The sequence below is a fragment of the Butyrivibrio sp. VCB2006 genome (genome assembly GCF_000420945.1).
Classification (GTDB): Bacteria; Bacillota; Clostridia; order Lachnospirales; family Lachnospiraceae; genus Butyrivibrio.
On the sequence record NZ_ATVX01000003.1, the window covers coordinates 202,150 to 228,111 of the forward strand.

30 protein-coding genes, 1 tRNA gene, 1 pseudogene and 1 riboswitch are annotated in these 25,962 nt (G+C 39.2%); of the genes and pseudogenes, 4 read left to right on the plus strand and 28 right to left on the minus strand.

Annotation, left to right across the window (positions count from 1 at the left end):
• Positions 1–18: 18 nt before the first annotated feature.
• The 16 genes and pseudogenes from G613_RS0103670 to G613_RS0103750 all read right to left on the minus strand — a co-directional run bounded on the left by G613_RS0103670 (position 19) and on the right by G613_RS0103750 (position 12,555).
• Positions 19–1,149 (minus strand): SGNH/GDSL hydrolase family protein, encoded by a 1,131-nt coding sequence (locus G613_RS0103670; RefSeq protein ID WP_029231370.1) that lies wholly within the window; start codon positions 1,147–1,149, stop codon positions 19–21.
• A gap of 134 nt (positions 1,150–1,283) precedes the next feature.
• The gene (locus tag G613_RS0103675; RefSeq protein WP_029231371.1) at positions 1,284–1,760 is read right to left on the minus strand and encodes a methylglyoxal synthase; all 477 of its coding nucleotides are present in this window, start codon (positions 1,758–1,760) and stop codon (positions 1,284–1,286) included.
• A 394-nt stretch (positions 1,761–2,154) separates the two neighbouring features.
• A complete protein-coding gene (locus G613_RS0103680) occupies positions 2,155–2,697 on the minus strand; it encodes a GNAT family N-acetyltransferase (RefSeq protein ID WP_029231372.1) in 543 nt (180 codons plus the stop codon).
• A 33-nt stretch (positions 2,698–2,730) separates the two neighbouring features.
• Positions 2,731–3,549: an SDR family oxidoreductase gene (locus tag G613_RS0103685; protein WP_035774212.1), complete on the minus strand. Its 819-nt coding sequence runs from the start codon at positions 3,547–3,549 to the stop codon at positions 2,731–2,733.
• Positions 3,542–3,964, minus strand: coding sequence for a DUF6608 family protein (locus tag G613_RS0103690; protein WP_029231374.1), 423 nt, complete (start codon positions 3,962–3,964; stop codon positions 3,542–3,544). The genes G613_RS0103685 and G613_RS0103690 overlap by 8 nt, the downstream gene beginning before the upstream one ends.
• A complete protein-coding gene (locus G613_RS0103695; RefSeq protein WP_029231375.1) occupies positions 3,961–4,419 on the minus strand; it encodes a LytTR family DNA-binding domain-containing protein in 459 nt (152 codons plus the stop codon). Before G613_RS0103695 ends, G613_RS0103690 begins: the two co-directional genes overlap by 4 nt.
• 9 nt (positions 4,420–4,428) lie before the next feature.
• Positions 4,429–5,136: a hypothetical protein gene (locus G613_RS19635; protein ID WP_029231376.1), complete on the minus strand. Its 708-nt coding sequence runs from the start codon at positions 5,134–5,136 to the stop codon at positions 4,429–4,431.
• A 125-nt stretch (positions 5,137–5,261) separates the two neighbouring features.
• The gene (locus G613_RS19640; RefSeq protein WP_029231377.1) at positions 5,262–5,948 is read right to left on the minus strand and encodes a CD3324 family protein; all 687 of its coding nucleotides are present in this window, start codon (positions 5,946–5,948) and stop codon (positions 5,262–5,264) included.
• Positions 5,949–5,968: 20 nt separating this feature from the next.
• Positions 5,969–6,676 (minus strand): hypothetical protein, encoded by a 708-nt coding sequence (locus G613_RS0103710; RefSeq protein WP_029231378.1) that lies wholly within the window; start codon positions 6,674–6,676, stop codon positions 5,969–5,971.
• Positions 6,677–6,868: 192 nt separating this feature from the next.
• Positions 6,869–7,744 (minus strand): SPL family radical SAM protein, encoded by an 876-nt coding sequence (locus tag G613_RS0103720; RefSeq protein ID WP_029231379.1) that lies wholly within the window; start codon positions 7,742–7,744, stop codon positions 6,869–6,871.
• Positions 7,745–7,748: 4 nt separating this feature from the next.
• Positions 7,749–7,916, minus strand: a complete 168-nt coding sequence (locus G613_RS19415; protein ID WP_155828026.1) for a hypothetical protein — start codon at positions 7,914–7,916, stop codon at positions 7,749–7,751.
• A gap of 51 nt (positions 7,917–7,967) precedes the next feature.
• Complete coding sequence (locus tag G613_RS19005; protein WP_029231380.1) at positions 7,968–8,972, minus strand: GNAT family N-acetyltransferase; 1,005 nt, start codon at positions 8,970–8,972, stop codon at positions 7,968–7,970.
• Between the two features lie 67 nt (positions 8,973–9,039).
• A complete protein-coding gene (locus G613_RS0103735; RefSeq protein ID WP_029231381.1) occupies positions 9,040–11,169 on the minus strand; it encodes a glycosyl hydrolase 53 family protein in 2,130 nt (709 codons plus the stop codon).
• Positions 11,159–11,287, minus strand: a pseudogene (locus tag G613_RS20100) (DUF3795 domain-containing protein); the annotation flags it as partial. The gene G613_RS0103735 and the pseudogene G613_RS20100, both read right to left, overlap by 11 nt.
• A 41-nt stretch (positions 11,288–11,328) precedes the next feature.
• Positions 11,329–11,886, minus strand: coding sequence for an AAA family ATPase (locus tag G613_RS18430; protein WP_029231382.1), 558 nt, complete (start codon positions 11,884–11,886; stop codon positions 11,329–11,331).
• A gap of 126 nt (positions 11,887–12,012) precedes the next feature.
• On the minus strand, positions 12,013–12,555 hold the full coding sequence (locus tag G613_RS0103750) for an NAD(+) diphosphatase (RefSeq protein WP_029231383.1): 543 nt from the start codon (positions 12,553–12,555) through the stop codon (positions 12,013–12,015).
• 215 nt (positions 12,556–12,770) lie between these two features.
• Between G613_RS0103750 and G613_RS0103755 the strand changes: the two genes are divergently transcribed.
• The gene (locus tag G613_RS0103755; protein ID WP_029231384.1) at positions 12,771–13,274 is read left to right on the plus strand and encodes an NUDIX hydrolase; all 504 of its coding nucleotides are present in this window, start codon (positions 12,771–12,773) and stop codon (positions 13,272–13,274) included.
• An 18-nt stretch (positions 13,275–13,292) separates the two neighbouring features.
• Here the strand turns inward: G613_RS0103755 and G613_RS0103760 are convergent, their stop codons facing one another.
• From G613_RS0103760 to G613_RS19800, 4 genes are all read right to left on the minus strand, one after another.
• Positions 13,293–13,931: a hypothetical protein gene (locus tag G613_RS0103760; protein ID WP_029231385.1), complete on the minus strand. Its 639-nt coding sequence runs from the start codon at positions 13,929–13,931 to the stop codon at positions 13,293–13,295.
• A gap of 66 nt (positions 13,932–13,997) precedes the next feature.
• On the minus strand, positions 13,998–14,948 hold the full coding sequence (locus G613_RS0103765; RefSeq protein ID WP_081647773.1) for a DNA/RNA non-specific endonuclease: 951 nt from the start codon (positions 14,946–14,948) through the stop codon (positions 13,998–14,000).
• A 65-nt stretch (positions 14,949–15,013) separates the two neighbouring features.
• Positions 15,014–15,089, minus strand: a riboswitch (cyclic di-GMP riboswitch).
• Between the two features lie 102 nt (positions 15,090–15,191).
• A complete protein-coding gene (locus tag G613_RS0103770) occupies positions 15,192–15,959 on the minus strand; it encodes a class I SAM-dependent methyltransferase (RefSeq protein WP_029231387.1) in 768 nt (255 codons plus the stop codon).
• A 27-nt stretch (positions 15,960–15,986) separates the two neighbouring features.
• The gene (locus G613_RS19800) at positions 15,987–16,730 is read right to left on the minus strand and encodes a GNAT family N-acetyltransferase (protein WP_029231388.1); all 744 of its coding nucleotides are present in this window, start codon (positions 16,728–16,730) and stop codon (positions 15,987–15,989) included.
• Positions 16,731–16,945: 215 nt separating this feature from the next.
• On the opposite strand from G613_RS19800, the gene G613_RS0103780 reads away from it, so the two are divergent.
• Genes G613_RS0103780 through G613_RS0103790 form a run of 3 tightly spaced genes read left to right on the plus strand, consistent with a single transcriptional unit; the run spans position 16,946 to position 19,329 of the window.
• Positions 16,946–17,800: a TraX family protein gene (locus G613_RS0103780; RefSeq protein WP_029231389.1), complete on the plus strand. Its 855-nt coding sequence runs from the start codon at positions 16,946–16,948 to the stop codon at positions 17,798–17,800.
• Positions 17,801–17,833: 33 nt separating this feature from the next.
• Positions 17,834–18,493, plus strand: coding sequence for a response regulator transcription factor (locus G613_RS0103785; protein WP_330361437.1), 660 nt, complete (start codon positions 17,834–17,836; stop codon positions 18,491–18,493).
• Positions 18,475–19,329, plus strand: a complete 855-nt coding sequence (locus G613_RS0103790; protein WP_029231391.1) for a histidine kinase dimerization/phospho-acceptor domain-containing protein — start codon at positions 18,475–18,477, stop codon at positions 19,327–19,329. Before G613_RS0103785 ends, G613_RS0103790 begins: the two co-directional genes overlap by 19 nt.
• Before the next feature lie 42 nt (positions 19,330–19,371).
• Here the strand turns inward: G613_RS0103790 and G613_RS0103795 are convergent.
• The 8 genes from G613_RS0103795 to G613_RS0103830 all read right to left on the minus strand — a co-directional run bounded on the left by G613_RS0103795 (position 19,372) and on the right by G613_RS0103830 (position 25,743).
• Positions 19,372–19,445 (minus strand) — tRNA-Arg (locus G613_RS0103795).
• 62 nt (positions 19,446–19,507) lie between these two features.
• Complete coding sequence (locus tag G613_RS0103800; protein ID WP_029231392.1) at positions 19,508–20,218, minus strand: histidine phosphatase family protein; 711 nt, start codon at positions 20,216–20,218, stop codon at positions 19,508–19,510.
• Positions 20,219–20,356: 138 nt separating this feature from the next.
• Positions 20,357–21,067 carry a purine-nucleoside phosphorylase gene (gene deoD, locus G613_RS0103805; RefSeq protein WP_029231393.1) on the minus strand — a complete coding sequence of 237 codons (711 nt, stop codon included), beginning with the start codon at positions 21,065–21,067 and terminating at the stop codon, positions 20,357–20,359.
• Between the two features lie 35 nt (positions 21,068–21,102).
• Positions 21,103–21,990, minus strand: a complete 888-nt coding sequence (locus G613_RS0103810; protein ID WP_029231394.1) for a DUF3881 family protein — start codon at positions 21,988–21,990, stop codon at positions 21,103–21,105.
• Positions 21,991–22,071: 81 nt separating this feature from the next.
• Positions 22,072–23,367, minus strand: a complete 1,296-nt coding sequence (gene serS / locus G613_RS0103815) for a serine--tRNA ligase (RefSeq protein ID WP_029231395.1) — start codon at positions 23,365–23,367, stop codon at positions 22,072–22,074.
• A gap of 110 nt (positions 23,368–23,477) precedes the next feature.
• A complete protein-coding gene (locus tag G613_RS0103820; RefSeq protein ID WP_029231396.1) occupies positions 23,478–23,999 on the minus strand; it encodes a DUF4446 family protein in 522 nt (173 codons plus the stop codon).
• 24 nt (positions 24,000–24,023) lie between these two features.
• A complete protein-coding gene (locus tag G613_RS0103825) occupies positions 24,024–24,920 on the minus strand; it encodes a ParB/RepB/Spo0J family partition protein (protein WP_029231397.1) in 897 nt (298 codons plus the stop codon).
• Positions 24,921–24,978: 58 nt separating this feature from the next.
• A complete protein-coding gene (locus G613_RS0103830) occupies positions 24,979–25,743 on the minus strand; it encodes a ParA family protein (protein ID WP_029231398.1) in 765 nt (254 codons plus the stop codon).
• Positions 25,744–25,962: the final 219 nt, after the last annotated feature.

The window sequence follows — 25,962 nt, forward strand, 5'->3', positions numbered from 1 at the left end:
TACCTATACAATCCCGAATCAGTCTACCCAGCCAAGCTTATTCCTCAGATAATCCACAAGCTCCTTGGTTGCGTTCTGGTGAGACTTGGGTCCCGGATGCATATGTGAACCAAAAGTATCCATAGTAGTATTTGGAAGCTGGAAGAATGAAACCTTTTCATCTCCGGCTTTTTCTTTGTACTTATTTATTCCTTCTGTTAGAACCAGGTTGAGATTACTTCCAAGCATTCCATAGCACCAGATTATCTCTGCCTTGGGATTGTGCTTTCTGATCATTGTAAGGAAATTTACAACTGCATCAACAATCTTAAGCTCATCGTCTCTGCTCCTTGTGCCATCGTCGTTAACTCGCATCTTGTAAACCCTGCCATCATCAGGGTTTACAAACTCCGGCTGGTTAAAAGAAGTATCATCATTAGTACCGAGATTTACAATAACTGCATCCGGCTGCCATGAGCTAAAGTCATATTCATCAGCTGCGCCGAGAGCTTTATTCATCTCTCCGTTAGCAAGACCGCATACCTTCTCATATACAGAAGGAAGATTATGTCTTACATCGTTATCCCATCCAACAAATACGCCCCATCCTCCCTGGGAAATCAGGTGATAATCAGCACCCAGAGCTTTGGCAGTCATAGGGCCATAATTTGCGCTGGCACTCATGTACATAGGGATCCAGTCTACATCATCAAAGGCCCCATAGCTTCCCTCTCCTGAGGTAATACTGTCGCCAATAAATTCGATCTTTCTGCTGTACTGTGGCACTTTCTGGAATTCTCCGTCAAGCTTAAATCCTTTGATCAGAAGCTTAACCTTAGGATCATCATTCATAGCCTGAAGCTCTCTGTAAAACCTCACTCTTTTGGGTGTGGTTTGTTCCATACTCCTAAACAGACATAGGCTATGTTCCCCCGGAAGCAGCATCTGCCTTGCCATGAAAGCTCCATTTATTTCAACTGCAATCCACATTTCATTAACGTCTGAATCTGTCTCAACATCTATCCACAGCTCAGAGCCTGTAACAACTACTTCAACACCTGCGCCGTTGAAAAAGACAGGAAGCGGCTGGCGCTGCTTACCCATTCTTCCAAGCACATGTATGTTTTCATTAGCTATATCTTTTAACTCAACGTATCTTAACTCGCCCATATTGTCCCCCGATATAATTAATTGTTTGCACTACGGATTTAATTATAATACAGCTTTTAAATGTATGGATATAAAAAGAAAACCGCCTTCTATCATCAAGAAGACGGTTTCGCATATATTAGCTATAAAAAGTATTACTTGTTTGGCAGAGTCTCTGCTCTGTGTTCTATATTCTGCTGGAAATTGATAACATCATGATTGTACTCATCATCCATAAGTGGTGAGTTGATCATGAAATCTGCAGTTGCCTTGTTGTTGGCAAATGGAATGTCATAAACCTGTGCAATTCTCATAAGTGCCTTAACATCAGGATCATGTGGAGCTGCTGTAAGTGGATCTGAAAAGAAAATTACGAAATCAATCTTTCCTTCAACAATCTTGGCACCAATCTGCTGGTCACCACCAAGTGGACCTGAATTATATCCTCTGACAGGAAGATCTGTAGCGTCTGCTATCATTCTTGCAGTCGTACCTGTTCCGCAAAGGAAATGCTTTTTAAGAATCTCTGAATTATCCTTACACCACTGGATGAGTTCAGCTTTTTTCCCATCATGAGCTATAAGTGCTATATTCTTTTTCTTTGGAATCGTAAGTGTAATCTTGTCTGACATAGTCTCTTCCTTTTTATCTTTCTTATTTTTATCTTCGACATTGCTTGTTGTCTTTGTAGCCGGGATTTCTTTGAATTCTTCATTCTCCTGCTGTGTAAGAGACAGGAAATAAAGAATGGCTTTTGACAAACAAAGTGCTGTATTATCCATCATAACTTCCTCTATAAAACCTTGCAATCAAAACTACCATTTTCTTTGCATTTTCACAAAGATTTTGTGATTGTGAAAAATCTTGGTCAGTATATCTAAGCGAAAACTATTTGTCAATATTCAGTTTTTTATGACAAAAAAATATCAGGATCAAACAGTAGTAATACCGCAGACCCTGAGGTTTTTTCTGACAATTTGAAATTTAGTTCACACTTTAAATATCAGTTACTTTTTATTACTCCAATTATATCTGATTGTTCGCATCTCTTTTGTCTAAAAGATATCCGATAATTGCGCCTGTCAGCACACCTCCGATGGTCCCCATCCAAAGGTTTGAGACTGTAAGCCCGATAATAAATCCCGAAATCAATCCAATCATAATATAAAGACCTGTCCAGGAACTCTTTTGCTTGGTCATGGAATAATGATCAACACCGTCTTTGGTCTCCCTGCGAACATATCCGGCCTTCTCAAGGCCTCTTACTCTATTATCATTTTCATGTCTGCACTCTGTGCATATTTCTCTGACATCCTTGATTCTAAAGACAAATCTTGCCATGGAATAATAGACTTCTTGTACGAACATGGTCTTATCATATTCCGGATTCAGCTCCACAGCCACCTTAACTTCCCCATTAAAGAGTCCGTCTTCAAAACGTAAACTTCCAACCTGTGCATGATTGTCTTCCTTAAGTGACACAACCCATTCATCTTCCATGGGCCTGTTTTCATCCTTGGGCGTGATATTAAAATGCTTGGTTCCAAGCGGAAAAAGCTTCTCTGCCATACTCCCCAAACCTCCCTATAAAAGTATCTATAATTATAACCTAAAAGCAGCCTCATTGTCTCTTGCGCATTTACATAATCCTTCAGAAACTTCGCTGAAGCTGATGCCATATTGGCGTGCCTTACTGCAATCCATCCACAGATTGTGCCTTGGAGGTGCATCTTCAAGCTGAATACTAAGCCCCATATCCTCAATAAACTGCTTGGCTACCTCATACATGGATTTTGTAGTCTCACTGCCAAAGTTATATACGCCTCCCGGCAACGTTATTACTTTTTCAAGGTTCTGCGCAACTTCCTTAACATATGTTATACCGCGATATTGCCCTGAACTAAATGCAACAGAGCCCTTGGCATTAATCATGTTCATAAAGAAATTGGACTTTTTCAGGTAGTAATCATACATCCATTCTGCCCGGAGCATTACCGCGTCCGGACATATATCAAGCACTCTCTCCTCCATCTCAAGCTTATGCTTGCCATAGACATTTGCCGGATCAGCTTTATCTTCTGTATATGGCCCGTCATCCTCAAGGCCGTTGTATACCTGATCGGAGCTAAAGCAGATCAGTTTCCTTCCTTCTGCTGCCTTCGCAAGATAAACCGGTATCTGAACATTTGCTTCATAGGATGCCTCCGGATTTTCCTGACAAATTCCGGTATCTGATATAGCCGCAGTATGAACAATCGTATCCGCGCCGCTGGCATCAATAATTCGTTTAATCTGCTCCTGGGATGCATTTCTAAGTGACGGAGAAGCAACCACATCCCTGCATACTTCCATTATTTTACTTCCTACAAATCCGCTGGCTCCTGTAACAAGTATCATTTTCTTCCTTTCTAATTTACTCATTCTGATCCAGGTTCATAAAAACTTCGTTGGCCTTTTTTATCTGCATAAAAAAGCTGGCGTAATAAACTATTGCACCGATTACATATGGAATCGAAACGGAAATGAACATATCTCTGTAAGCCGATGGCGCATTCTCGGTGAAATGACCTAAAGTCCAGATGCCACCAAAGATCACTGCTAGAAGCAGAAGATACTGTCCGATCACCACGGGAACAAAAGGAAGATGTTGCAAATAATAATGAAGCGCTAGAATCGCCGTTGCCAGCACCGAAATCCCCAGGCACATAAAAATATTTTCTGTATAATATATATCCGTAAATCCTGTAGCCTTTTCAAAGAGAAGCTTGCCACAGACAATCAGTGTAAAACTGACACAGACAATAGATATGAAATTATTTCTATTTATGATCTTCATGCCTTTTTTCTCCCCTGAAGTTTATTAAGTGCCGCATAGAACTCTGCTCTGTAGCCTCTGTTCATCACAAGACACTCATCATTCTTAAGAAAGATCAGGGTTCTCATGTTTAGATCACCCTGCAGCTTTTTAATCTTGTAGAGATTAACAACAGCTGATTTGCTTATTCTCACAAATCCCACTTTTTCATACTCATCAATTATTCCCTGCAGTGTCTCTTTTACCTCAACACAGGAATTCTTGGTATATCCAAAGGTCTTCCTGTCTACCGTTTCAAAATAGTACATATCTGCAAGTGGCACTGTAAGCCTCTTTCCATCTGTGGTGCCCTCGATATACTTAAGAGCAGGCCGCAGCCTTTCCAGTACTGCGGCAGTCTCCTCATCGATCTCGTCATAGTGCAGCTCTAAATAGTTTTCCTCTAAATCTTCTTCCCTGGTCTTAATAAATCTCATTACAATTCCTTACAAAATAAACATGATGCAGAGGAATAAATATGTAAGCTTGATATTTCTGTTTGTAAGAAGGTATGCGCCTCCAAAAACAAATCCGCCGATTGCAGAATAAATACCCATTCCAAGTGAACCCTTTGTGAACCAATGACCAAGTCCCCAAGTAAGACCTACCAGAATTCCTCCATAAGGAATCTTATCATTTTTGAACCACTTTTCAAATGCATACTGTCCAAACACAATGATGAGAAGAACCATTACAACTTCAGCCAAATAGTACAGATACTGCATTGGGAAAAGAACTCCATTGCTTGCAAACTCTTTTGCAACCTTGCTTCCGTTCCAGTCAATCCATGTTGAGATAAGGCAAAGAACTGTTCCTCCAATGAGAAGTACCCACTGAATAAGAGGCATCTCTTTTGCGCCCTGGATAAGGCTATTTTCCTTCATGTTCTTAAAAAGATCTACTCCTGATTTCTTAGCACATTCTCTTGTTACATACCATGCTCCAAACATCCATACTGCAATGGTTAATACCCAATGTACTACGCTCTGTATCTTGGTAAAATCCCCGAATTCATGACCATATAAATTAAATTCGATTCCGTAACCGAGTAAAAGTTCAAATCCGATAAAAGCGAATATCTCAAGTCCATAACTAAGGAAATCAAATCCCTGGAGAAATCTGTTTCTTTCTTTTGTTGCTGTCATTGTTTTCATTTTAAAAAGCTCCTTTTCAGTAGTCGTTGCATTTCATATGCATACTCTACTTCAAAAGGAGCTTACCCTCAATATTTATGGTGCTAAGTTGCAATCAGGGATGTCTAAGTTGCAAAATGCCATTATTATCTCTGAAAATTCTTACCAAAGTTATTCCAGAAAAAGCTATACTCTTCATTTCTGGCAAATACAAAAGCGTAATGAGAATTAGTTTTTTCCAGTTTCAGGAAATGTAGGTATTCCTGCTGGTATGGTGCAGTAAAAACGTGGTTTTCATAAATTACAATGAGTGGAAGATCAGAATAATTCTCTATTACAGCAATATCTTTTTTGCTATCTATGCCTTTATTGTTATCTGTTTTCTTATCTTCGCTTCCGTTTCTGATGAGTCTAAGCGGAATCTTTACCAGCTCTGTCATGAAGAATGCTGAATAGTCAGGGACATCTTCATCCATTGAGCTAAGGTAAGTCCGCACCCATTCTTCTCCAAGTCCCTGAGATGCGTAGTGCTCTGCAGAAGTGATAGTTGGGGAAAACATCGGAAGGTTCACTTTCTTACCATAAACAAGCTTCTTGATGGTTTCAGGCGAAAGGTAGAACTCTTCAGCTATTTCTATGATAGAGTGCCCTGCTGAGTAGCGGTTGCAGATCATGGCATTACGCTTATTTAATCTGTCACGATAGCCTGATGCTTCGCCCCATCCCTTGGAAGATTCATTCTTTGGGATATATATCACTTTTCCTGCTGCGTATTTTTGAACTTCCTCCAGTAGTTTTTCCGGGAGGATATTCTTAGCGTTTTCATATTTCATATATTAGTTCCGCGCTTTTCTTATAGTTTTGCCATGCGTCCTTCTAAGGCATTGATTGACTTCACTATGGATTCGCAGGATTCCAGGTCATCAATTGATGCATGCCATCTGAGTGTTACAATTCCCTTGTAGTATGCCATGCAAAGAAATCTCTCCTTAAAATCGGGGATTTCGATATTTCTCTTTTTAGCATACTCATAGAGTTTCTCTGGAACCAGAAGATATGGCTTATTGAGATCCATAATTGCAAAATCCATCAAAAAGTCCATAATTCCAGCTCTTCCCCAGTCTGCGCAGTAGGTCTTACCATCTTCGCCCACGATCATATTGCAGAAAAAGGTATTGTTATTTGCAAGAAATCTCTGCTTCTCGCAAAAAGGTGCATACTTAAGAGCCTTTTCCGCAATCTCGTTGTAGTAGTCTTCCTCAAGGAAAGTTGTTCCGAACATTTCCTTCCAGTTCTTCCAATAACCATCCTCAGGATCGCCCAGCATATCATCACGGATGAAAGCTTCCAGACTCTCAAATGGTGCCTTATTGTTCTCATCAAACTCTCCGAAGCCTTCCACCTCTGATACATCAGTAGCTGCAATCTCGAAGATCATGTCAAAAAAGTTCTCGTAGCACTTCTCAAAATCTTCAGGTGTGAGCTCATTGGCCTTTCTGCCCTTTGGGCTCATCTCTATTTTTTCCTTAGTAAGGTTTTTGATAAAAATATCTCTATTCATGTTAGTATCCTCTCTGTTTGTCTTTAGTATATTTTGTATCAGCGCTTTTACAATTATGATAATATCAGCGATTGCCTGCTAATCAAATAGAGAAAATCGTTATAATAGAACTATACCTAAAAGATCTATATTATCCTCCAATGTCTGGTTCTCAATAAGTGTTGGCATGCCAAATTGCATCATTCTCATCTCCTAGTCAAAAAGGCTCATTTGCTTGTACTTCTCGGGTAATTCCTGCATATAATCAAAACATCCTTCAGGTGTGGATAATATTCCATTCTCCTTGCATATTTTCTGAAATACCCCTGTTAGCTCTTTTGCATTAGGACTCGGAAGTTCATAAGCGTTCCCATATTGTTTAATGTACTTCTCTTTCATTCCTTGAAAATGCTTATCCAATGCTTCGTAGTAATACTCCCTGTCACCCTCACGAAGTGTAAGTCCCATGCCAAAATCAATGACTCCCTTTACTCCTGTCCTTATGCACTCATTCAGGATTGCGGTTACATTTTCCTGTGTATCATTGATAAATGGCAGGATTGGTGTAAGCCATACAACTGTCGGTATTCCTCTTTCCTGCATTGCCTCCAGAACCTCAATACGTCTTTTTGTATTGCAAACATTTGGCTCTAGTATTGCGCAACACTCATCGTCATAAGTTGTAAGCGTAATCTGCACTACACATTTTGCATTACGGTTAATCTCTGAGAGAAGGTCTATATCCCGAAGAATTAAATCTGACTTTGTCTGAATGGCTACACCAAAATCATATCTCAAAATGATTTCCAAACATTTTCTTGTAAGCTGCAGTTCTTTTTCACAGTGCATATATGGATCCGACATTGCGCCCGTTCCAATCATGCACTTTTTTCTTTTTGATTTCAGTGCCTTTTCTAAAAGCTCCGGAGCATTCTGCTTTACTTCAATATCTTCAAAGGGATGGGTGAACTGATAGCATTTGCTTCTGCTGTCACAATAAATACAACCGTGGCTGCATCCGCGGTATATATTCATTCCCTGAAATCCGTTTTTCCCAGTTAGAATCCCCTTCGCATCAACAAAATGCATCTTGTCACCTTAACTTCTTAACTTCAATAGCAAGAACTATTGAAAAAACTATTTCTGTTACCACAAAGACACTTGCTAAAATAGTCGGTGTGAAAATGTGTCCAACTATGAGCGCCATAATCGGAAGGAATATAGCAACAACTCTATCGTCTCTAAGTTCTTCAATATTCATTTTTCCCCACCTGTTAGTCTAGTTTTCTTGTTATAGCTATGAACGTAGAAATTACAATCTGATCCTGTACTTCTCCAGATTTACCCCGTCTTCCTCCAGATAAACTGTCTCCATAAATTCTCCACCATTTGCAAGGATTGTCTTTTTGCTTGCTTCATTTTCTGGAAGACAACTTACATATACTTCATCAAATCCGAAACTTGAAAGGAAATCCAAGGCCTTAGCCAGCATCTTTTTGGCGTAGCCCTTTCCTCTCTCTGATGGACGAACTGAATAGCCCACATGTCCTGTATACTTCTTCATTCTCTCGGTCAAGACACTATGAACCTGCATGCAGCCTACCATTTTCATATCTGACTTTCTGATGACCAATAGTACATTTCCCCATGCGCCGTGCTCATCTGCTTCTCTTCTTGGGTTAGCCCAGCCTATACAGTAATCAACATATTCCTGCATGTCTGGCATTCTTTTCATAGAAAAACATCCGTCAAAAGAGGATCCTGCATCCAGCATTTCCTGTCTATAAGCCGCTATTTCTTTTGCAAAGTCCATAGAAGGCTCCACAAAAAGAAGCTCATCCTCCGGAAGTTCTTTTCCCGGAATGTACTCAACGCTAAACTTCTCGCACACTACCTTGGATTCCTGATTGAACGGCATATCTGTTTCATCAAGGCATTCCTTGAAAAAGTCTGTGTGAACATTGCGCCAGTATTTAAGTGATCTGTCGCCTTCTCCCTCCGCATAAGCATGGAATGGAGGAACGTCTCCAAAGGCTCTCACATACACGTCATAGTCTCTGATCACGCATACAGCCTCGTCCTTACTGTCCAGGATCACGCTGTAATCCCCGGGTTTTGGAAGCTCATCCAAAACATCCTCCATGACATATTCGTCATAGGAGCTTGCAGTTCCAAACTTCACTCCCTTTATAACCAGCTCTGCAAGCCTGTCTGTATCTCCCTCTTCAACACCTCCAAAGCCCCATGCTTCATATGGTGTGTCTATATCAATATTCTTCTTTGAGCAAAACTCCGCCCATAACTCTTGTTCTGTCATTGTGTCCTCCCATAGATGTCATTGATCCATACCACAAAATCCTTATCTGTTGCTACGGTAAACTGCCTCATTTTTTCTCAAGCACGAAGTCGTCGACTGTTCCCCAGCTTCCTTTGTTGACCTTGTAGTGGACACCAATTTCTACAGAATCGCCATCTGCAATCTCTATGTCATCGATCACCGGATTCTTCCACTCTGCCCAATTAGTTACCATAAAGGACTCGGAATAAGTCTTGCCATTAACTAGCGCATAGAGAATAAGCTCGGAGTCGTCTGTCATGTCGCCGCCCTGAGCAAAGCACTGAAGGCTGTATGTTCCTGCAGATAATCCGTCTATCTTCTGGAATAACTTAAATTCTGACTTGCCATCTCCTGCCCAGAAATGTAGTGCCTTTGTTCCCGTGTGAGCATCGTCTGCTTTGTCCTGATAGTCGGTTATATCGGACCCTTCCGCTCTGACCTCCCACATGGATGTGTCGTCCTCTTCAAAGCTTGGGTTCAATACTGCATTTGGAAGATTGACTTCTATGTAGCAGGTGAGCACGCTGCCATCATCTACAGTGCCGCAAATCTCATATTTTCCTGCCACCGAATTGTCTATCTTGGAAGCAGCTTCTGTGTCCCATTTAACTGCAACGTTTTTATTCTTGGAAGTATCGTTATAAATTACGCTGACATCCTCCGGAAGCTTAACTTCTTCTCCTGTGGTAAAAGACAAATATACATCAGGAACTGCATCGATTCTAAGCTCTGCATCATGTCCTGTCTTTACATACTTGAAGGTATTAAGTGATGGCAGTGGATGTCCGTCAAAGCTAAAGAGCGCCTGATTCTCCCAGGAGCATCCGCCGTAGTAAAGCCCTGCGTCATCTGGGTCATATTTTCCTGCATAACTACTTGCCCAGCCGCTTCCGTAGGTCTCCCAGATTGAAGAGTTGTCATCAGTAGCGGCACCAACAGGAAGCCATACACCTTCCCAGTAGAAAATTCCCAGCGCACCTGCGTCACTTGCTGCTGCCATGGTGTCGCGAAGCATGTTGGCCTGTCCCTGAACTGTTGCAGGATATCCGTCCACTATATCATCTGTTCCGGATACGCTATTTCCACTTCCATCGCCATCCACAGATGTATAGCAATAAGAAGTCTCCGCAAGAAATACCTCTTTTCCAAATTCATCTCTTATCATCTTCACAACGGACTGCATGTTTTCAAAATCGCCGTCCCAGAAAGGATAATAAGAAAGGCCGATATAATCATAGTCAACACCTGCAAGTCCCAGGTTTGTCACCCTGTTTTTAACCTGCTCGTTATCCTCGATGTTTGTGTAATGAACAACAATCTTAATATCCTTGTCAAAAGAACTAGCGGCTTCTCTTACAGCCTTGCTGCCCTCGCTAAGAAGCTTTGTCACATTCGCCTGTAGCGACTCTCCGCTCATACCGTAGTTGATCTCGTTACCAATCTGCACCATTCCAACATCAACGCCGTTTTCAAGGAGCATGTTAAGGCACTCCAGCGTGTAATCGTGAAGTGCAACACTCTTTTCACTTACACTCATGCCCTCCCATGCCTTGGGAGCAAGCTGCCTCTTTGGATCTGCCCAGAAATCCGAATAGTGGAAATCTATGCAGACTTTCATCCCATATTCGGTAGCTCTTTTTCCAAGCGCCTGCGCGGTCTCAATGTCATTGTTTCCGCCGCCGTAGCCGTAGCCTTCCTCGTTATAAGGGTCGTTCCACACTCGCAGCCTGATGTAGTTAACTCCTGCCTCAGAAAGAGTCTTAAATACATCACACTCTTTTCCCTCAAAGTCGTAGTAACGAACTCCACTGTTCTCAAGGACCTGCACAGATGATGCATCCATTCCGCAAATGAAATCATCAGATAATCCATCAATCTTTTTAACAAATAAATCCTGCGTAAGATCAAGGTCATCCTGCGGTGTCACACTGTCGACTTTCTCCTTTGGGGTAGCATAGACACGTTCTGCCTTCTCAGTACTTACATCTGAACTTTCTTTTGCATTATCAACGGTCTCGCTGTCTGTAGTCTCATTCGCATTGGTATTGTCAATGTTCTCGGTGCTTGTAGCCTCATTTACTACTGTCGCATCTGTACTTGTAGCATTTGCGCAACCAGCCATACTGATTACAGCTGCCATGATAACTCCTACATATTTCAGTTTTTTAATCTTCATAGTCGTTCCTTTCTCGTCTTCCTGTCTTTATGAACTGAATCAATTCCTCAATATCGTCAAAATCATCATAGTCACCAATTATTCCTTCCCGGTGATAGACAATTCCAGCCTTTTCATTTCATCAGTTTACCTCCTCGCGTATTCAACTATTTTTTTAACTCAAAAGCTAATTCTATAATCCTCTAAAGAAATCTCTAAAGCCATTTCATCTATACTTTTATTGGAATTATCATACAGATGGCCCGCATTTTCAGGCATAGCATCAAGTTCTTTTTTCAAAAACTTAGCTCGCTCTATCATGTCCAGATCACCGCGGTTTCTTATTCTTTTTTCCAACTCATCCTCACTGGCTGTAAGAACTATGTAGAAAAGCTCAGCATTATTCTTCGCCGCAAGCTCTTTTACCCTTGGAAGCTCATCCTCGATTACATAATCAATCAGAACATCCATCCCCTGCTTAATTGCTCTGTCAGCTGTATCGATAATGCAATCCCAGTTGAACTTAAGGATATCTTCCCACATGACTTTATCGGAAGCTTCCCCGTCCACACAAAAACTGTCCTTATCTTCTACTTCAACAAATCCGGCATGAAAATCATCGCCATGTATCACATATACTGTTTTCTTATTTTCATCAACAAGATGCCTTGCGTATGCATCAACAAATGTTGACTTTCCGCAGCCACAAGGCCCTGAGACAAATATTATCTTAGCCACAATATTTCTCCTGTTTTTGTTATAACAGTTTATCTAGTTCACAAAGAAGCTTTTCTTTCATTTCCTCTAGCTCTTCGCTACTAGGTCTGTTGTCATCTGATGGATTCTTCCCCTCTTTAGTTTCATTTATTCTTTCACATATACCGCACATAGTAATCTCGCTCCCTTTGCTCCTGATTTCAGGTATTCTCTACACTTATCAAAGTGCATTCCTGAGCAGTTATTTACTCTTGCTATTACACTATCAACTTCATCCATTTTGTACCACTTAAGGTCGTCTACTTCCACAGAATCAACAAAATCTGATTTTTTTACATAAGCGATAAAGCCTATCATGATAAGCTGCTTTGGCTCGAAGTAATAACTTGATACATACTGACATTTATTTACTATCTGGCCGGTCTCTTCTCTAACTTCCCGTGCAACAGCTTCTTCTATGGTCTCTCCTTCAACCATATATCCTGATACTACTGTCCACTTATCCTCAGAAATATAGTTCTGTTTCAAAAGGAGTATTTCATTAAACTCATTTACAACCAAAACTTCAACAACAGGAATAGGATTTCTCCCATAGATTCTTTTGCATGAAGGACAAATCTTGCACTCATCATCCCCGCATTTAATATCTTCAAGTTCATGTCCGCATTCAGCACAGTATTTGAAAAGCATTGCCTTTTGTCCTCCCCTTTTTGCTACTTTCTTTATGGTAACAAAAAAGGAGCCCGAAATCCAGTCTCCATGCATGTTTCCGCTTTGATTTAAACTCAAAGTCTTTAAATTCGGTTCATTCATTATAAATATAATTGAGAATCACTAGATTAATTTGTATCATTTTATATTAAGACGAATTAAAAATGCATTATAAATTTGGAGGCAAGCTCAATATGACAGAGTTATTTTCTAAACCTGCTGCAGGAGGAATAATAGAAAGAAATATTGATGGGGAATTATTCATTCTTTTGCAGGAAAGATATAAAGGAAATGATCATGAAAATGGATTGTTTGAAATACCAGCAGGTAAAATTAGAGAATTCGAGAATATTTATGATTGTTTGAGAAGAGAGATATTTGAAGAGACGGGGCTCGAGGTTACATATATTCAAGGAGAGGAAGATGCAGAAATAATCAATCATAATAATTATAAAGTATTGAATTATACACCATTTGCATGTTCCCAGAATGTTGATGGTGATTATCCGATAATGGTTCAAGTCTTCATTTGTAGAGCAAATGGAAAAGAGTTAAACGAATCTAATGAATCGAAAAATATTAGATGGGTTTCTCTAAATGATTTGAGAACTATGCTAAGAGATAATGAGGAGTCTTTCTATCCTATGCATATATCAACACTAAAAAAGTACTTAAATACAAAATCAGGCTCCGTATAAAACGGAGCCTGATGATATTTATGGATTGCAATGTCCACAAGGAGAATATCCCTGTCCTACTATGTCATCTCTGCTTGATGTAGATGTGGCATAGTTTTCTGCTTTTATTTTCTTTACATCTTTGCAAGAAGAATAATGGAACTTCTTAGTGCTAGTATTCAGTACATATGTTGTTTCTGTTTTCTCAGTCTTCTCTACGCTTGTGCTCTTATCATCAGTACTTGCTTTCTTATCAGTCTTCTGAGCACTCTTGGATGAATTACTTGTAGTACCTGTAGAAGACTTTCCAGTCGCTTTGCCAACTGAAGTGCTAACAGATGCTTTGCTTGTTGTAGCAGTTTCTTTTTTGGAAGAAGCTGATTTCTTTTCTGCTGTTGTACTATCTGTAGCCTTACTAGAGCTAGAATCTAACGTTACAGGATTACACTTTGAACATGCCTTGTAGCCCTTGTCTACAGCGCTCTGCAAAGTTGTTTCTATTTTACTTTTACTAAGACTGCTGCAACCATCTGAATGATAGCATTTTCCGGACTTAGTTATGTAAACAGTGGTATCTCCACTTGCTGCATATACCTTAGTATTCACTCCAAAAAGGCCTGTAACCATTACCAATACAAGTGACAAAGTCATAAGATACTTATTTATTGTTTTATTCATAGGAATCCTCTCTTATCAAAACTTCACTTATCATTTTATCATAATCAATTATTATGATGAACCATGCTATGGATTACACTTTTTACACGGATCATACCCTTGGCTAACAAGGTCATCTCTTGATCCTTCGTAATACAATTTGTTCTTTTCCTTCATGCTCTGGACACTACTACATGACGCATAATGAAACTTCTTTGTGTTCTTGTTTGCCACATACGAAGCTGTGCTTAAAGCCGGTGTAGTACTGGGCTGCTGAGGCTGTTCAACCTTGTTGTTATTTGTAGTGGCATTAGCTGCATTCTGCGTTGTTGCTAGAGCAGTATAATTCTCATCCAGGTAATTCTTTCCTGTCTTATAATCGATTACTACTCCGGGCTGTACATTGTAACAAAATACATTGAAGCTAATGCCCTTACCATTATCTTCTACAGAATATGCCTCTATTTGAGCACCGCTGCAAAGTAAATTATTTCCCTCAAAGTAAGGTGTCACCCTGTACATGACATGATTTCCGGTACTCTTTATATAATTTGCCACGCTATTTTCATAAGGCAGCATGCCTTCTATATTGAAGTACCTAGTGCCTGTTATAAGATTTCTCTCGTTGGCATTCTCTGCTGTCAGTTGATACCCTATCAGATGACATCGGTTATATAGATACGGAGGGTTGGAATCTACAATTCCCGGATACTTGTTCTGATTCCAGCCTGTTGGCTTTATCATTCCGATAGATCCGCGACTTTCCGTAGGCATTAGTTCTGTTCCAATACAAGAAATTGCAGTAGTACATCTTCCTAGCTTGTCCAGTGCTCCGTATGTTTCATAAGCATTGGTAGATAATTCCTGACTGGAGAATTGAGGTACGTTGTTATTTAGAGCTATTGATGCGTATCCACTATATTCAAGGATTGTCTCTTGCGCACTGGTTTCTACTATCGAAAAAGAAAAATACGTAAGAAAAATACATAGGGCATATAAAAAAACTAGTTTTCTTTGTAAAAAGGAATTTACTCTCATAATATTTCCTTCATTATCCACATAAAAAAGAAGCATCACTTCGCCAGTAATGCTTCATACATATTAGTTGCAACTGGCTGACTCCTAAAAGTCCCTATAGCTTTGTGTCGCCGGATTACTCCGGGTTTACCCATTATTTTATTTTTTAAGGCATACTCGTCTACTGTCTGCCATGAAGTATAAACTCTTGTAAGCTATAATGAAACAAAAACAAAGTTAAAAGAATATTAAATAATTATGATATCATTTCTTTCTTGCAATCTTTCTTGCAATAGCCGTGAATTCTCCTGGAAGCATATCATTCTCCCATGACGGATGCTCATCAAATCTCTCTACAGTAAAGCCATTTGCAATTATAGAGTTGATAATCTCGCTGATTGTATATTTTCGATAATGACACTTTGGAATCTGCTTACGGATTTCATCATCATAGAATCTAGCGTGTGCCATCTCTCCTTCGAATACTTCGGTAGAGAAATAACTCATAGTTGGCTGCTGCAATCCAAGTACATCTGAGATTTTTGTAAATGGATGGAAATCACTGCAGATCATCTTTCCATCTGGTTTCAATACCTTATTCATAACCTCCATGAAAGCATCGATGTCATGGAAATAGTGAAGGATTCCACCTTCCATAAATACCACATCAAAAAAGCCTTCATATTTGCTCATGTCAATTTCCATGATGTCACATACTTCATATCCAATTTTGACTCCTGCTGCTTCAGCAGTCTCCATGGCATATTTCTTGTTTGCTTCAGAAATATCGAAAACAGTAACTTCTGCTCCAAGAAGTGCAAGCGGAATTGCCTTCTTGCCACAAGATCCGCATATATTAGCTACTTTAACTCCTTCATAGGAATCAAAATAGTTCGCGTATTGCTTAAGCATTTTTTTTGGATTTTCCTTATCCTTCGCAGCTCGCTCCTTAGGTGTTCCAGCCGTTCTTACCCAGAAATCATATGCATCAAATTCCCATGCTTTCTTATGTTGTAAGCTATACTCCTCCATTTTCTGTCCTCCCTCTGATGATATCTGCTAATTCTTTTCAAAGTAGATAATATCCATGTTTTCACTTATCTTATCAATTTTCCCCGTTCTTTTATAACCAAGCTTTTCATATAAATGGATATTGCCCTCTTCCTGCAGGATAGTGTCAAGACTCCAATTGTCGTTTCCATATATCTTTTCAGCTTCCAGTATTGCCTGCTGTGCATAGCCTTTGTTCCGGAATTCTGGCATAATCCAAAGCGGAGAGATTCGTTTCCTACTGCCATCCTTTTTATCAATTATTCTGACTCCCCCAACATTAACTCCGTCGGCTACTATGAAGAAATATGTAGTTACCTCGAAATCATATTTTTGCAGGATACGCTCATAGTTCTCAGCAGCGGGACTCATATCATAATCCTGGTACTTTTCTAAAAGACCTGTAAATGCCTCAACTTGCATCTCCCAAAGAGTATGCATATCTTCTTTTTTAGCTTTTCTTAGTTTCACATTCCTCTTCTTATACTCATCTCTCAATTTTGTAAGATGCTCCACTATATTGGGATTCCAGGAAATCATCTGTGGAAGCTTATCACAAGGAAATTCCTCACATAAACCACAGAACTTTGCATTATGTTCTCTGCAACAAACGTAAACTTTGCAGATTCCTGATCCAGCCCATTCAGGCACACGTCCTTCTGCCTCTATACATCCGGGACATATACCCTTTATCTTTTTCCCACATCCAACACAACACTCACCGCATGCCGTTATAGTAGAAAAATCTGTCATCGTCTACGTTCTCCCCCTTTTTGCTACTTTCTTTATGGTAACAAAAAAGAATCCTGAAATCCAGTCTCCATGCGTGTTCACGCTTAGATTTGAACACAAAACATATTTTTGAATATCCTTATAAATTCCTTATAATTGCCTGATATCCTTCTAACCATAGACAAAAGAAATGCAGACAAGCAAAGGCTTTGCGCCTTATACAGGAGGACATCACAATGAAAAACTTACTAAAAAATGGTCTTACAGGCTTTGATCTTAAATATCTGGCCCTTATATTCATGGTGTTGGACCACATTCACTACTTCTTCGAATTCACAGGAATGATACCCATTTGGTTCTCATGGCTCGGCAGACTGGCAGCTCCTTTATTCCTGTTCTGCCTCATAGAAGGCTTCATCCACACCCACGACAAAAAAAGATATTTTCTCAAGATCTACTCTATTTCAATAATCATGGGCCTCATACGATTTGGCTTCTACAATGTACTTGACTTTGCAGTCAGAGGTGATGGCTTTTTTCCTCTAAACGCCATGCTTTCAAGCTTTGTGGTACTTCTTGTAGTACTTATGGGAATTGATTGGATCAGGGAAAAGAAATATTTCATCGGGATTCTTGCAGTTGCAATCCCGGTAATACTGCCATATCTCTTTATATACTTTGTGTATATACCATTTGCAGATAACCTTACAATTAATATCATTGCAAGCCTGATCAACTTCACGATACTTCCGCTTCATACCATGATTCAAGATGGCGGAACAATTACACTTATTGAAGGTGTAATTCTTTATCTCTTTAGCTTTTGCAAAAACAAGAACACAAGAATCTACGCATTCATTATCTTTGAGCTCTTGTACGGAATTGGACTTGTGACACTTGCTATTGGATCATTTAATGTTCACACTCTTATATTTGAAACCTTTGAATGGATGTCAGCCTTTTCAGCTATATTCATGCTCTGCTATAATGGACAGCGTGGTCATGGGAATTCCAGGTTCTTTTATCTCTTTTACCCAGCCCACATCTACGTTTTGTATGGCATATCTCTTATTGCCTATTCATTATTTTGATTTAGAAACATATAGCTGATGGGAACAATTCTGATGAAATTACTGGTTATTGATGACGAAAAAGACATACTGATATTGATAAAAAGAGCTCTCTCTTCGGATTATGAAGTGACAACAGTTCATAGGCCCTTTGAAGAGGTTCCGGAGAATCTCGCAGACTATGATCTCCTGATCATGGATGTGATGATGCCCGGTGAAGATGGGTATTCTCTTTTGACCAGGATCCGCGACAAGACAGATGCTCCCATCATCTTCTTAAGTGCAAAGGCCCTGGAGGAAGACGTTATCTATGGTCTGTCCATTGGCGCTGACGATTATATCAGAAAGCCTTTTGCCATCGCTGAGCTTAGAGCCAGGGTTGCTGCCCACATAAGGCGTGATAAGCGTGATCACAGCGCCTGCATCAAGGATGGAAATATCAGTATTTATCCTGACTCCAGACTTGTGCAGGTCAATGGAAAAGAGCTATCTCTTACAAAGAGCGAATTTGACATCGCTATGCTCCTTGTGCGTAACAAGGGACAGGTCTTTTCCAAGGAACAGATTTATGAAAAGATCTATGGCTTTGATAAGGATGGCGATGAATCAGCAGTAACTGAACACATAAAAAATCTTAGAAGAAAGCTATCTGACGCAGGAAACGTTATTGAAACAGTATGGGGAATAGGTTACAGATGGAAAAAAGAAGCATGACTATAAGCCGCATGATCGGTATTTATATTGCAGTTGTCAGCACATTAATTGGATTTACTACTCTTATTGCGATTGTATTTATTGCTGTCTTCCTTAATGGAGAAAGCTCTTTTGCAGCAGATAATTTAGAAAAAGCGGTAGAAGCCTGGATCTATGATTGTCAGAAATGTGGTGAGATAAACACCGCTCTTTTCCCAGAAGGGGCTGATATTATCGTAGTTTCATCTGATGGAGAAGAACTCTTTGTGAAGGTGTCACATTCTAAGGAGAAGGCACTTCGTAAATTCGCTCAGGAGTCAAGTCAAGAAAATGGCAGATTGCTTAGAGGCCAGGATGTTTATCTGCGTCTGGATGCTCCCGATAAAAGCGCATTTATTCACTACACAGTAAGTGCACCTCATGAATACCTGATCCTTTTTATCTTTGCTCTTGCATACCTGTTGGAAGTACTGATTCCAACTGTGATTCTGGTAAAAACTATTAAGAGTAGCCTTAGAAAAGTATTGGATTATACAGCGAGTCTGAAGAACCAGGACCTTAGTGTATCACCCATAAACACAGGCATCTACGAGCTAGATCAGATAAACGTTGCAACTGACGGTATGCGAAGGGAGCTTGTTGCCACAATGGAAGATAAATGGAAAAAAGAACAGGATTCAAAGGCTCAGATGGCTCAGATAGCCCATGATCTCAAGACTCCTCTGACCGTCATCAGAGGAAACGCTGATCTTCTCATGGAAAAAGAATACGATGAGGAGTCCAAGGAAAGTCTTGAAGCCATAATTCGTAATTCTGAAAAGATAGCCATGAGCGTTCTAGATATTCTTGAAAAGTAAAATGATAACAAAAAAAGGAGTCTGAAATCCAGACTCCATGCGTGTTCCCGATGCGATTCGAACGCACGACCTTTCGCTTAGGAGGCGAACGCTCTATCCTGCTGAGCTACGGAAACATGACAAATAGTATATTAGCACAAGAGCTTACTCTTATCAAGTAAGCTCATTTTTATGAAGATTACTTATCAAAATTTATCTTCTCTAAGGCTATATTTTCCATATGACGCATATCATTGAATATCTCAAACCTTGGAATTACCATATCTCCTAAGCATCCGTCAAATGCAAGGACTGAAACTGAGCATACTCCATAGGGAAGCATAGTAAGTGTAACCGGAAAAGGAATGTTCAGAACATGTGAGAACATTACAGCACCGGATCCTCCATGGGCAAAAAGAGCTATAGTATCATGATTCTCTTCTTCACAGAGGTAATATCCGTTGTGACGCTTTAGTCCATAGCTGGACAATATCTCATCTATTCCTTCTGAAATCTTATCAAAAGAATTCATGCATCTATTGTTCTTAAAATATGGATGCTGTTCCCAATTATTTCCGCCAATAAATTCCTGATTCTCAGTTAAAAGCTTATATCCCAAGGTCCATGGATGACCATCAAAGGGAAGCTTATCCGGGTCACCTTCTGAAACTTCTTTTTGATTGCCCCAGTCAATTTCATGCATAAAATCCCGAGTTTTGATCTTAAGGCCATGATTTTCAGCGGTAAAAGATGCGGTCTTCATCGCTCTTCCCATGGGAGATGAATAAATTTCTTTTATATTTTCTTTTTCTAGTCTCTTAGCTGTGGCTTTTGCCTGTACTATGCCATTGTCTGTGAGACAATCATCTGCGTAGTTTGGCTCTCCGTGTCTTACAAATATCAGTCGCATATTATTTTCCTATAAGATAGTATTTCCTATGATATTAAATACAGCTGCTCTCAAATACTTGGAACAGCTGTACTTAATTATTCTTTGATTAAATTCTTAACGAGTGTTTTGGAACAATCATTTTTAGATTCATAATTATTAAAGCTGAATTGCTGTCTTAAGAGCAATCTCCATCATATCTGTGAAGCTTGTCTGACGCTCAGCAGCTGAAAGCTCCTCTGACTTGTAGAGATGATCAGAAACAGTAAGGATTGTAAGAGCATTCTTCTTAGCTTCTGCTGCATTCATATAAAGAGCTACTGTCTCCATTTCTACAGCAAGGCATCCAAGATTTCTGTAACGATCAGCCTCGTCACAATTCTTCTTGTAGAACGCATCTGAAGCAAGAACGTTACCAACATGGTATCTTACACCTTTATCCTTAGCGATATTTACTGCCTTCTCAAGAATGTCATAGGTTGCTGTTGGGCAGAAAGTTCCTGGAAGTCCGAACTGGAATCCATAATTTGAATCAGTATGAGCGCCCATTGCAAAAATGATGTCCATTACATTAACATCGTCCTGCATACCGCCTGCTGAACCTACTCTGATTATATTGTCTACATCATAGAAGTTGAAAAGTTCGTATGTATAAATACCAATTGAAGGAATTCCCATTCCGTGTCCCATAACTGAAACTTCTTTTCCTTCATATTTACCTGTAAATCCCAGCATTCCTCTTACTTCGTTAACGCACTTAACATCTGTAAGGAAATTCTCTGCGATAAATTTTGCTCTTAATGGATCTCCTGGCATCAGGACGGTCTTAGCGAAATCGCCTTTTTCTGCACTGTTGTGTGGTGTTGCCATAAACAAATCCTCCTTTTTTGTTGTTTATTAAAAAATCACTTAGAATCCGGGTAGTTAATTGCACCCTGCATCCATATATTTCCCTTAAATCTTCTACCTACAGCCGGCTCTCCAAGAAGATCAATTTCATTAATTCCAAGATCAAATTCCAGATCATTGCAATTGATTCTCATGATATGAACTACTTCACCGGTAAACCTGTTAGTTACTTTTCTGGTAGCTTTTATTTCACCGAGAACTGAATAATGATCGCACTCTACACCAAAGGGCATAAAGTATGAATCTACAAGACTATAAACATCCTGTCTTCTGATTTTCTTGGAAATTGATGTGTAAAGATCCATATCATCAAGAGTAAGAGATTCGATTGCAGTCTCATCTCCTTTTCTTGCGTTGTTTATCAATTTGTTACGATAGCTGTTTTTCTTCTTGGCTACTTCTTTTTCTTCTTCAGTCTTAGCAATAGGCATCATTATCTGCCCCTTTGTAGAAAGAGCTGAAAGACTCAAGGTAGTTCCCCTGATTGGGAATTTGTCTTCGTTCTCATATTTGATATACGGAATCATATTCAAAAGATAAAAAATGAGTGTTACTCCAATTCTTGGTTCGTTACAAACACCTTCGTAAGAAATGGTCGCTGCATGCCTCTCAACATTCAAATCTTCTTCTGTACTAATTTCGGAAGGAATGAGATAAGGATAATAGTATTCATAAATGAATTTATCTTCCTCGTCAAATTCTCCGCAAACTGCAATTCCTATATCATCGGCAAAATCTCTGGAAAACTCCGCAAGCATTCCATCTGTCTTGGTTGTCACATAATTTCTCCTTGTGGCATCCTGAATACTTGCTGTAATAAGCGCAGTTAATTCTTTTCTATTATTTATTTTTGAAAAGCCTACAGCTCTCAAGAATTTATGCACTAAGATTTCACCTCTGTCATAAGCGCCAATACCATATGATCATTGTGCAACAATCATATGGTATTTGACTTTACTTTTTCATTAAGCCTTCTTGTTTGTTGGAACAAGAACTTCTTTTCCACCCATATATGGACGAAGTACCTCTGGGATACGAACACTTCCGTCAGCCTGGAGGTTGTTCTCAAGGAATGCGATAAGCATTCTTGGTGGAGCAACTACTGTATTATTAAGTGTATGAGCAAGGTAGTTTCCATCCTTACCCTTAATTCTGATCTTAAGACGTCTAGCCTGAGCATCGCCAAGGTTAGAGCAGCTACCAACTTCGAAGTATTTCTTCTGTCTTGGTGACCAAGCCTCTACGTCACAAGACTTGCACTTAAGATCTGCAAGATCACCTGAGCAGCACTCAAGTGTACGAACAGGAATATCCATTGATCTGAAAAGATCTACTGTATTCTTCCAAAGCTTGTCGTACCATGTCTTAGAATCTTCAGGCTTACAGATTACAACCATCTCCTGCTTCTCGAACTGGTGGATTCTGTAAACACCTCTCTCCTCGATACCGTGTGCACCCTTTTCTTTTCTAAAGCAAGGTGAATAGCTTGTAAGAGCCTTAGGCATCTCTTCCTCTGGAACGATCTGATCAATGAACTTACCTATCATTGAGTGCTCACTTGTTCCGATGAGGTAAAGATCTTCACCTTCGATCTTATACATCATTGCTTCCATTTCCGGGAAGCTCATAACACCTGCTACAACATTTCCATGAATCATGAAAGGAGGTACGCAGTATGTAAATCCTCTATCAATCATGAAGTCTCTAGCATAAGAAATTACTGCTGAGTGAAGTCTTGCGATATCACCCATAAGATAATAGAAACCATTACCTGCTACTCTTCTTGCTGCATCAAGGTCGATACCATTAAAGCTTTCCATGATATCTGTGTGATAAGGGATTTCAAAATCAGGAACAACAGGCTCGCCAAATTTCTCAATCTCAACGTTCTGAGAATCATCTTTTCCGATTGGAACTGACTCGTCGATGATCTGAGGAATGATCATCATCTTGTTAGTAACCTCTTCATCGAGCTTCTTCTGATTCTCTTCAAGCTCTTCAAGTCTCTTAGCCTCTTTTGCAACCTCATCCTTGAGAGCCATAGCTTCATCTTTTTTGCCCTGTGCCATAAGTCCACCGATTTCCTTGGAAATCTTGTTCTTATGTGCTCTAATTTCATCAGCTTCCTGCTGGTTTGATCTTCTCTGCTCATCCAATTTGATAACTTCATCTACAAGTGGAAGTTTCTCATCCTGGAATTTCTTCTTGATGTTCTCTCTTACAACATCTGGGTTCTCACGTAAAAATTTAATGTCGATCATCTTGATCTCCTCCAAAGTAAATTATTATTTCCTGTGTAAAAATGATACTACTATATTCTTTACACTTGTTATTATTTATATTATGAGTGTTGTGTATCACTCATAAATAATTATCTGCTTGTACTTTCTAATGCCTGTTCCAAAGCTCGTCTCTCATCCTTACTAAGTTCAACATCTGCAACTCCGGCATTTATTGCCTTAGCATATGAATAATTCATACCGTCAGAATTATGAACTGAGTTTAAAATAAATCCGTTATCCTTTTCATCTAACATGCAAAGAGCAAAACTTAGTTTTCCTCCGTTCTGACTAAATGCATCATACTTTTCCAAACCAATCTTTTGGAATGAGTTATTCAATCTTCTGTTGATATCGATGATATCTTTTCTATTCTTTTCGTTCTCACTTCTGATCATTCTGTTGTCATGGAACAAACCAACAATTTCATCTTCCAGAGATTCTGCTTCTTTTCCCTGCATGAACTTGTTATACTTACGCTCAAGTTTCCTGAGTTTATTTGACTGAAGAATAATAAACACAAACGCAAGAATTAAAAGAAACAACATTACAAAAAACAAGATTGCAGGATCTAACCCTGCCAGTCCCATTGCACTAAAAACACTGCTATTCATATATTATCCCCAACTTTTATTATTTTAGTTTTCTTTACAAAGTCTTTCGATGATTTTCTCAAGATCATCATTGTTATAGAATTCTATCTGGATGAGACCTATTCCATCACCCTTTGAAGATACATCTACTTTTGTTCCAAGAGCCTGCTTTAACTTCTCAGCAACCTCACCATAAACAGCCTCAACACTTGCATTTGTTTTAGGTGTCTTTTTCTTTGCTGTCTTTCCAAGACTCTTTACAAGTTTCTCTGTCTCACGAACACTTAACTTCTCGTCAAATACCTTCTGTGCAAGTGTATACTGTTCATCAGGATTTTCTACAGAAATAAGTGCTCTTGCATGACCTGTTGAAATCTGTCCGTCAATTACCATCTGTCTTACGTTATCACAAAGTTTCAACAGACGAAGAGAATTAGTAATATATACTCTACTCTTAGAAACCTTCTCAGCTACCTGATCCTGTGTATAGTCAAAATCCTCTATAAGCTTTTTGTAAGCAAGAGCTTCTTCAATTGCATTGATATCTTCTCTCTGAGTATTATCAATGATTGCTATCTCAGCAATTTCTCTTTCATTAAGATCTTTAATGATTACCGGTACTTCTTTAAGTCCTGCCTTCTTAGCAGCTCTCCATCTTCTCTCACCACCAACTATCTCATAGTGGTCTTTCTTATCTGTAACAATAAGAGGGTTAACAATACCAAACTGTTTAATAGAATCAGCAAGTTCTAAAAGAGCATCCTCATCGAATGTTTTTCTTGGCTGATTCCTATTAGGTTCAACCTTTGTTATATTTACAATCTCAACCTGTCCCTCAATATGTTTTTCTTCAATCTTAACTGCTTTTGTAGTGCTAGTCTTAGCAGGTATGATTGAATCGAGGCCTTTCCCCAAACCTCTTTTTACGTTTTTTGTTGCCATTTATTTCCTCCCTGATATATTCACGTGAAACAATAATATGTTTCGTGGTTATATCTATTTAAAATTCTCTATCTATAACTTCATCTGCCAAAAGTCTATATGCTTCTGCTCCTGCTGACTTTGGTTCATATATATTTATAGGTAATCCATAACTGGGTGCTTCAGCGAGTCTTATGTTTCTAGGAATAATTGTCTTATAAACATTTTCCTGAATATGTTCCTTAACATTTTCAACTACCTGAAGTGAAAGATTTGTTCTGGAATCGAACATTGTGAATACAACACCTTCCATCTCAAGTTCCGGATTAAGTCTTTCCTTTACAAGATTAACAGTGTGTACCAACTGACTAAGTCCCTCGAGAGCATAGTACTCACATTGGATAGGTACTAATACAGTATTAGCTGTTGTCATAGCATTAACTGTCAGCATGCTAAGTGATGGAGGACAATCAATAATAATAAAATCGTAATCATCTTTTACATTCTTGATTGCTTCCCTTAAGATGTATTCCTTCTGCTCAGCGTCGATAAGTTCAATTTCTACTGCTGCGAGGTTTACATTTGATGGGATGATATCAAGTCTTTCAAATATTTCTTTATGAACAGCTTCTTTGATATCACATTCACCGATCATTAACTCATATATTGTGTTTTCGAGTTCATTTTTGTCTAGTCCTAATCCGCTGGTTGTATTTCCCTGTGGATCAGTATCTATTACAAGGACTCTTTTTCCTCTTTCTGCCAGAGCTGCAGACAAATTAATAGAAGTCGTTGTTTTACCGACTCCTCCTTTTTGGTTTGCTATTGCTATTACTCTACCCATTTCTCCTCCACATTCTAAAAACGCTAATATGATTTTATCACAAATATGATTTATGGTTTATACATTTTTAGTTTTATATCTTATAAAATCATAGAATTACTACATATTGTGGCCTTAATTGTGTAACCATAATCTACAATTATGTCTATATATTAATGTTTCACAGATAATATCACAATATTTAGTATCATATGTTTCACGTGAAACAATTTTTTGTAT

Coding starts and splice junctions, on each gene's coding strand:
- G613_RS0103670 (WP_029231370.1), bottom strand. CDS start 1,149: ATGGGCGAGTTAAGATACGTTGAGTTAAAAGATATAGCTAATGAAAAC.
- G613_RS0103675 (WP_029231371.1), bottom strand. CDS start 1,760: ATGTCAGACAAGATTACACTTACGATTCCAAAGAAAAAGAATATAGCA.
- G613_RS0103680 (WP_029231372.1), bottom strand. CDS start 2,697: ATGGCAGAGAAGCTTTTTCCGCTTGGAACCAAGCATTTTAATATCACG.
- G613_RS0103685 (WP_035774212.1), bottom strand. CDS start 3,549: ATGAGTAAATTAGAAAGGAAGAAAATGATACTTGTTACAGGAGCCAGC.
- G613_RS0103690 (WP_029231374.1), bottom strand. CDS start 3,964: ATGAAGATCATAAATAGAAATAATTTCATATCTATTGTCTGTGTCAGT.
- G613_RS0103695 (WP_029231375.1), bottom strand. CDS start 4,419: ATGAGATTTATTAAGACCAGGGAAGAAGATTTAGAGGAAAACTATTTA.
- G613_RS19635 (WP_029231376.1), bottom strand. CDS start 5,136: ATGAAAACAATGACAGCAACAAAAGAAAGAAACAGATTTCTCCAGGGA.
- G613_RS19640 (WP_029231377.1), bottom strand. CDS start 5,948: ATGAAATATGAAAACGCTAAGAATATCCTCCCGGAAAAACTACTGGAG.
- G613_RS0103710 (WP_029231378.1), bottom strand. CDS start 6,676: ATGAATAGAGATATTTTTATCAAAAACCTTACTAAGGAAAAAATAGAG.
- G613_RS0103720 (WP_029231379.1), bottom strand. CDS start 7,744: ATGCATTTTGTTGATGCGAAGGGGATTCTAACTGGGAAAAACGGATTT.
- G613_RS19415 (WP_155828026.1), bottom strand. CDS start 7,916: ATGAATATTGAAGAACTTAGAGACGATAGAGTTGTTGCTATATTCCTT.
- G613_RS19005 (WP_029231380.1), bottom strand. CDS start 8,972: ATGACAGAACAAGAGTTATGGGCGGAGTTTTGCTCAAAGAAGAATATT.
- G613_RS0103735 (WP_029231381.1), bottom strand. CDS start 11,169: ATGAAGATTAAAAAACTGAAATATGTAGGAGTTATCATGGCAGCTGTA.
- G613_RS0103750 (WP_029231383.1), bottom strand. CDS start 12,555: ATGCTTTTCAAATACTGTGCTGAATGCGGACATGAACTTGAAGATATT.
- G613_RS0103755 (WP_029231384.1), top strand. CDS start 12,771: ATGACAGAGTTATTTTCTAAACCTGCTGCAGGAGGAATAATAGAAAGA.
- G613_RS0103760 (WP_029231385.1), bottom strand. CDS start 13,931: ATGAATAAAACAATAAATAAGTATCTTATGACTTTGTCACTTGTATTG.
- G613_RS0103765 (WP_081647773.1), bottom strand. CDS start 14,948: ATGAGAGTAAATTCCTTTTTACAAAGAAAACTAGTTTTTTTATATGCC.
- G613_RS0103770 (WP_029231387.1), bottom strand. CDS start 15,959: ATGGAGGAGTATAGCTTACAACATAAGAAAGCATGGGAATTTGATGCA.
- G613_RS19800 (WP_029231388.1), bottom strand. CDS start 16,730: ATGACAGATTTTTCTACTATAACGGCATGCGGTGAGTGTTGTGTTGGA.
- G613_RS0103780 (WP_029231389.1), top strand. CDS start 16,946: ATGAAAAACTTACTAAAAAATGGTCTTACAGGCTTTGATCTTAAATAT.
- G613_RS0103785 (WP_330361437.1), top strand. CDS start 17,834: ATGAAATTACTGGTTATTGATGACGAAAAAGACATACTGATATTGATA.
- G613_RS0103790 (WP_029231391.1), top strand. CDS start 18,475: ATGGAAAAAAGAAGCATGACTATAAGCCGCATGATCGGTATTTATATT.
- G613_RS0103800 (WP_029231392.1), bottom strand. CDS start 20,218: ATGCGACTGATATTTGTAAGACACGGAGAGCCAAACTACGCAGATGAT.
- deoD (WP_029231393.1), bottom strand. CDS start 21,067: ATGGCAACACCACACAACAGTGCAGAAAAAGGCGATTTCGCTAAGACC.
- serS (WP_029231395.1), bottom strand. CDS start 23,367: ATGATCGACATTAAATTTTTACGTGAGAACCCAGATGTTGTAAGAGAG.
- G613_RS0103820 (WP_029231396.1), bottom strand. CDS start 23,999: ATGAATAGCAGTGTTTTTAGTGCAATGGGACTGGCAGGGTTAGATCCT.
- G613_RS0103825 (WP_029231397.1), bottom strand. CDS start 24,920: ATGGCAACAAAAAACGTAAAAAGAGGTTTGGGGAAAGGCCTCGATTCA.
- G613_RS0103830 (WP_029231398.1), bottom strand. CDS start 25,743: ATGGGTAGAGTAATAGCAATAGCAAACCAAAAAGGAGGAGTCGGTAAA.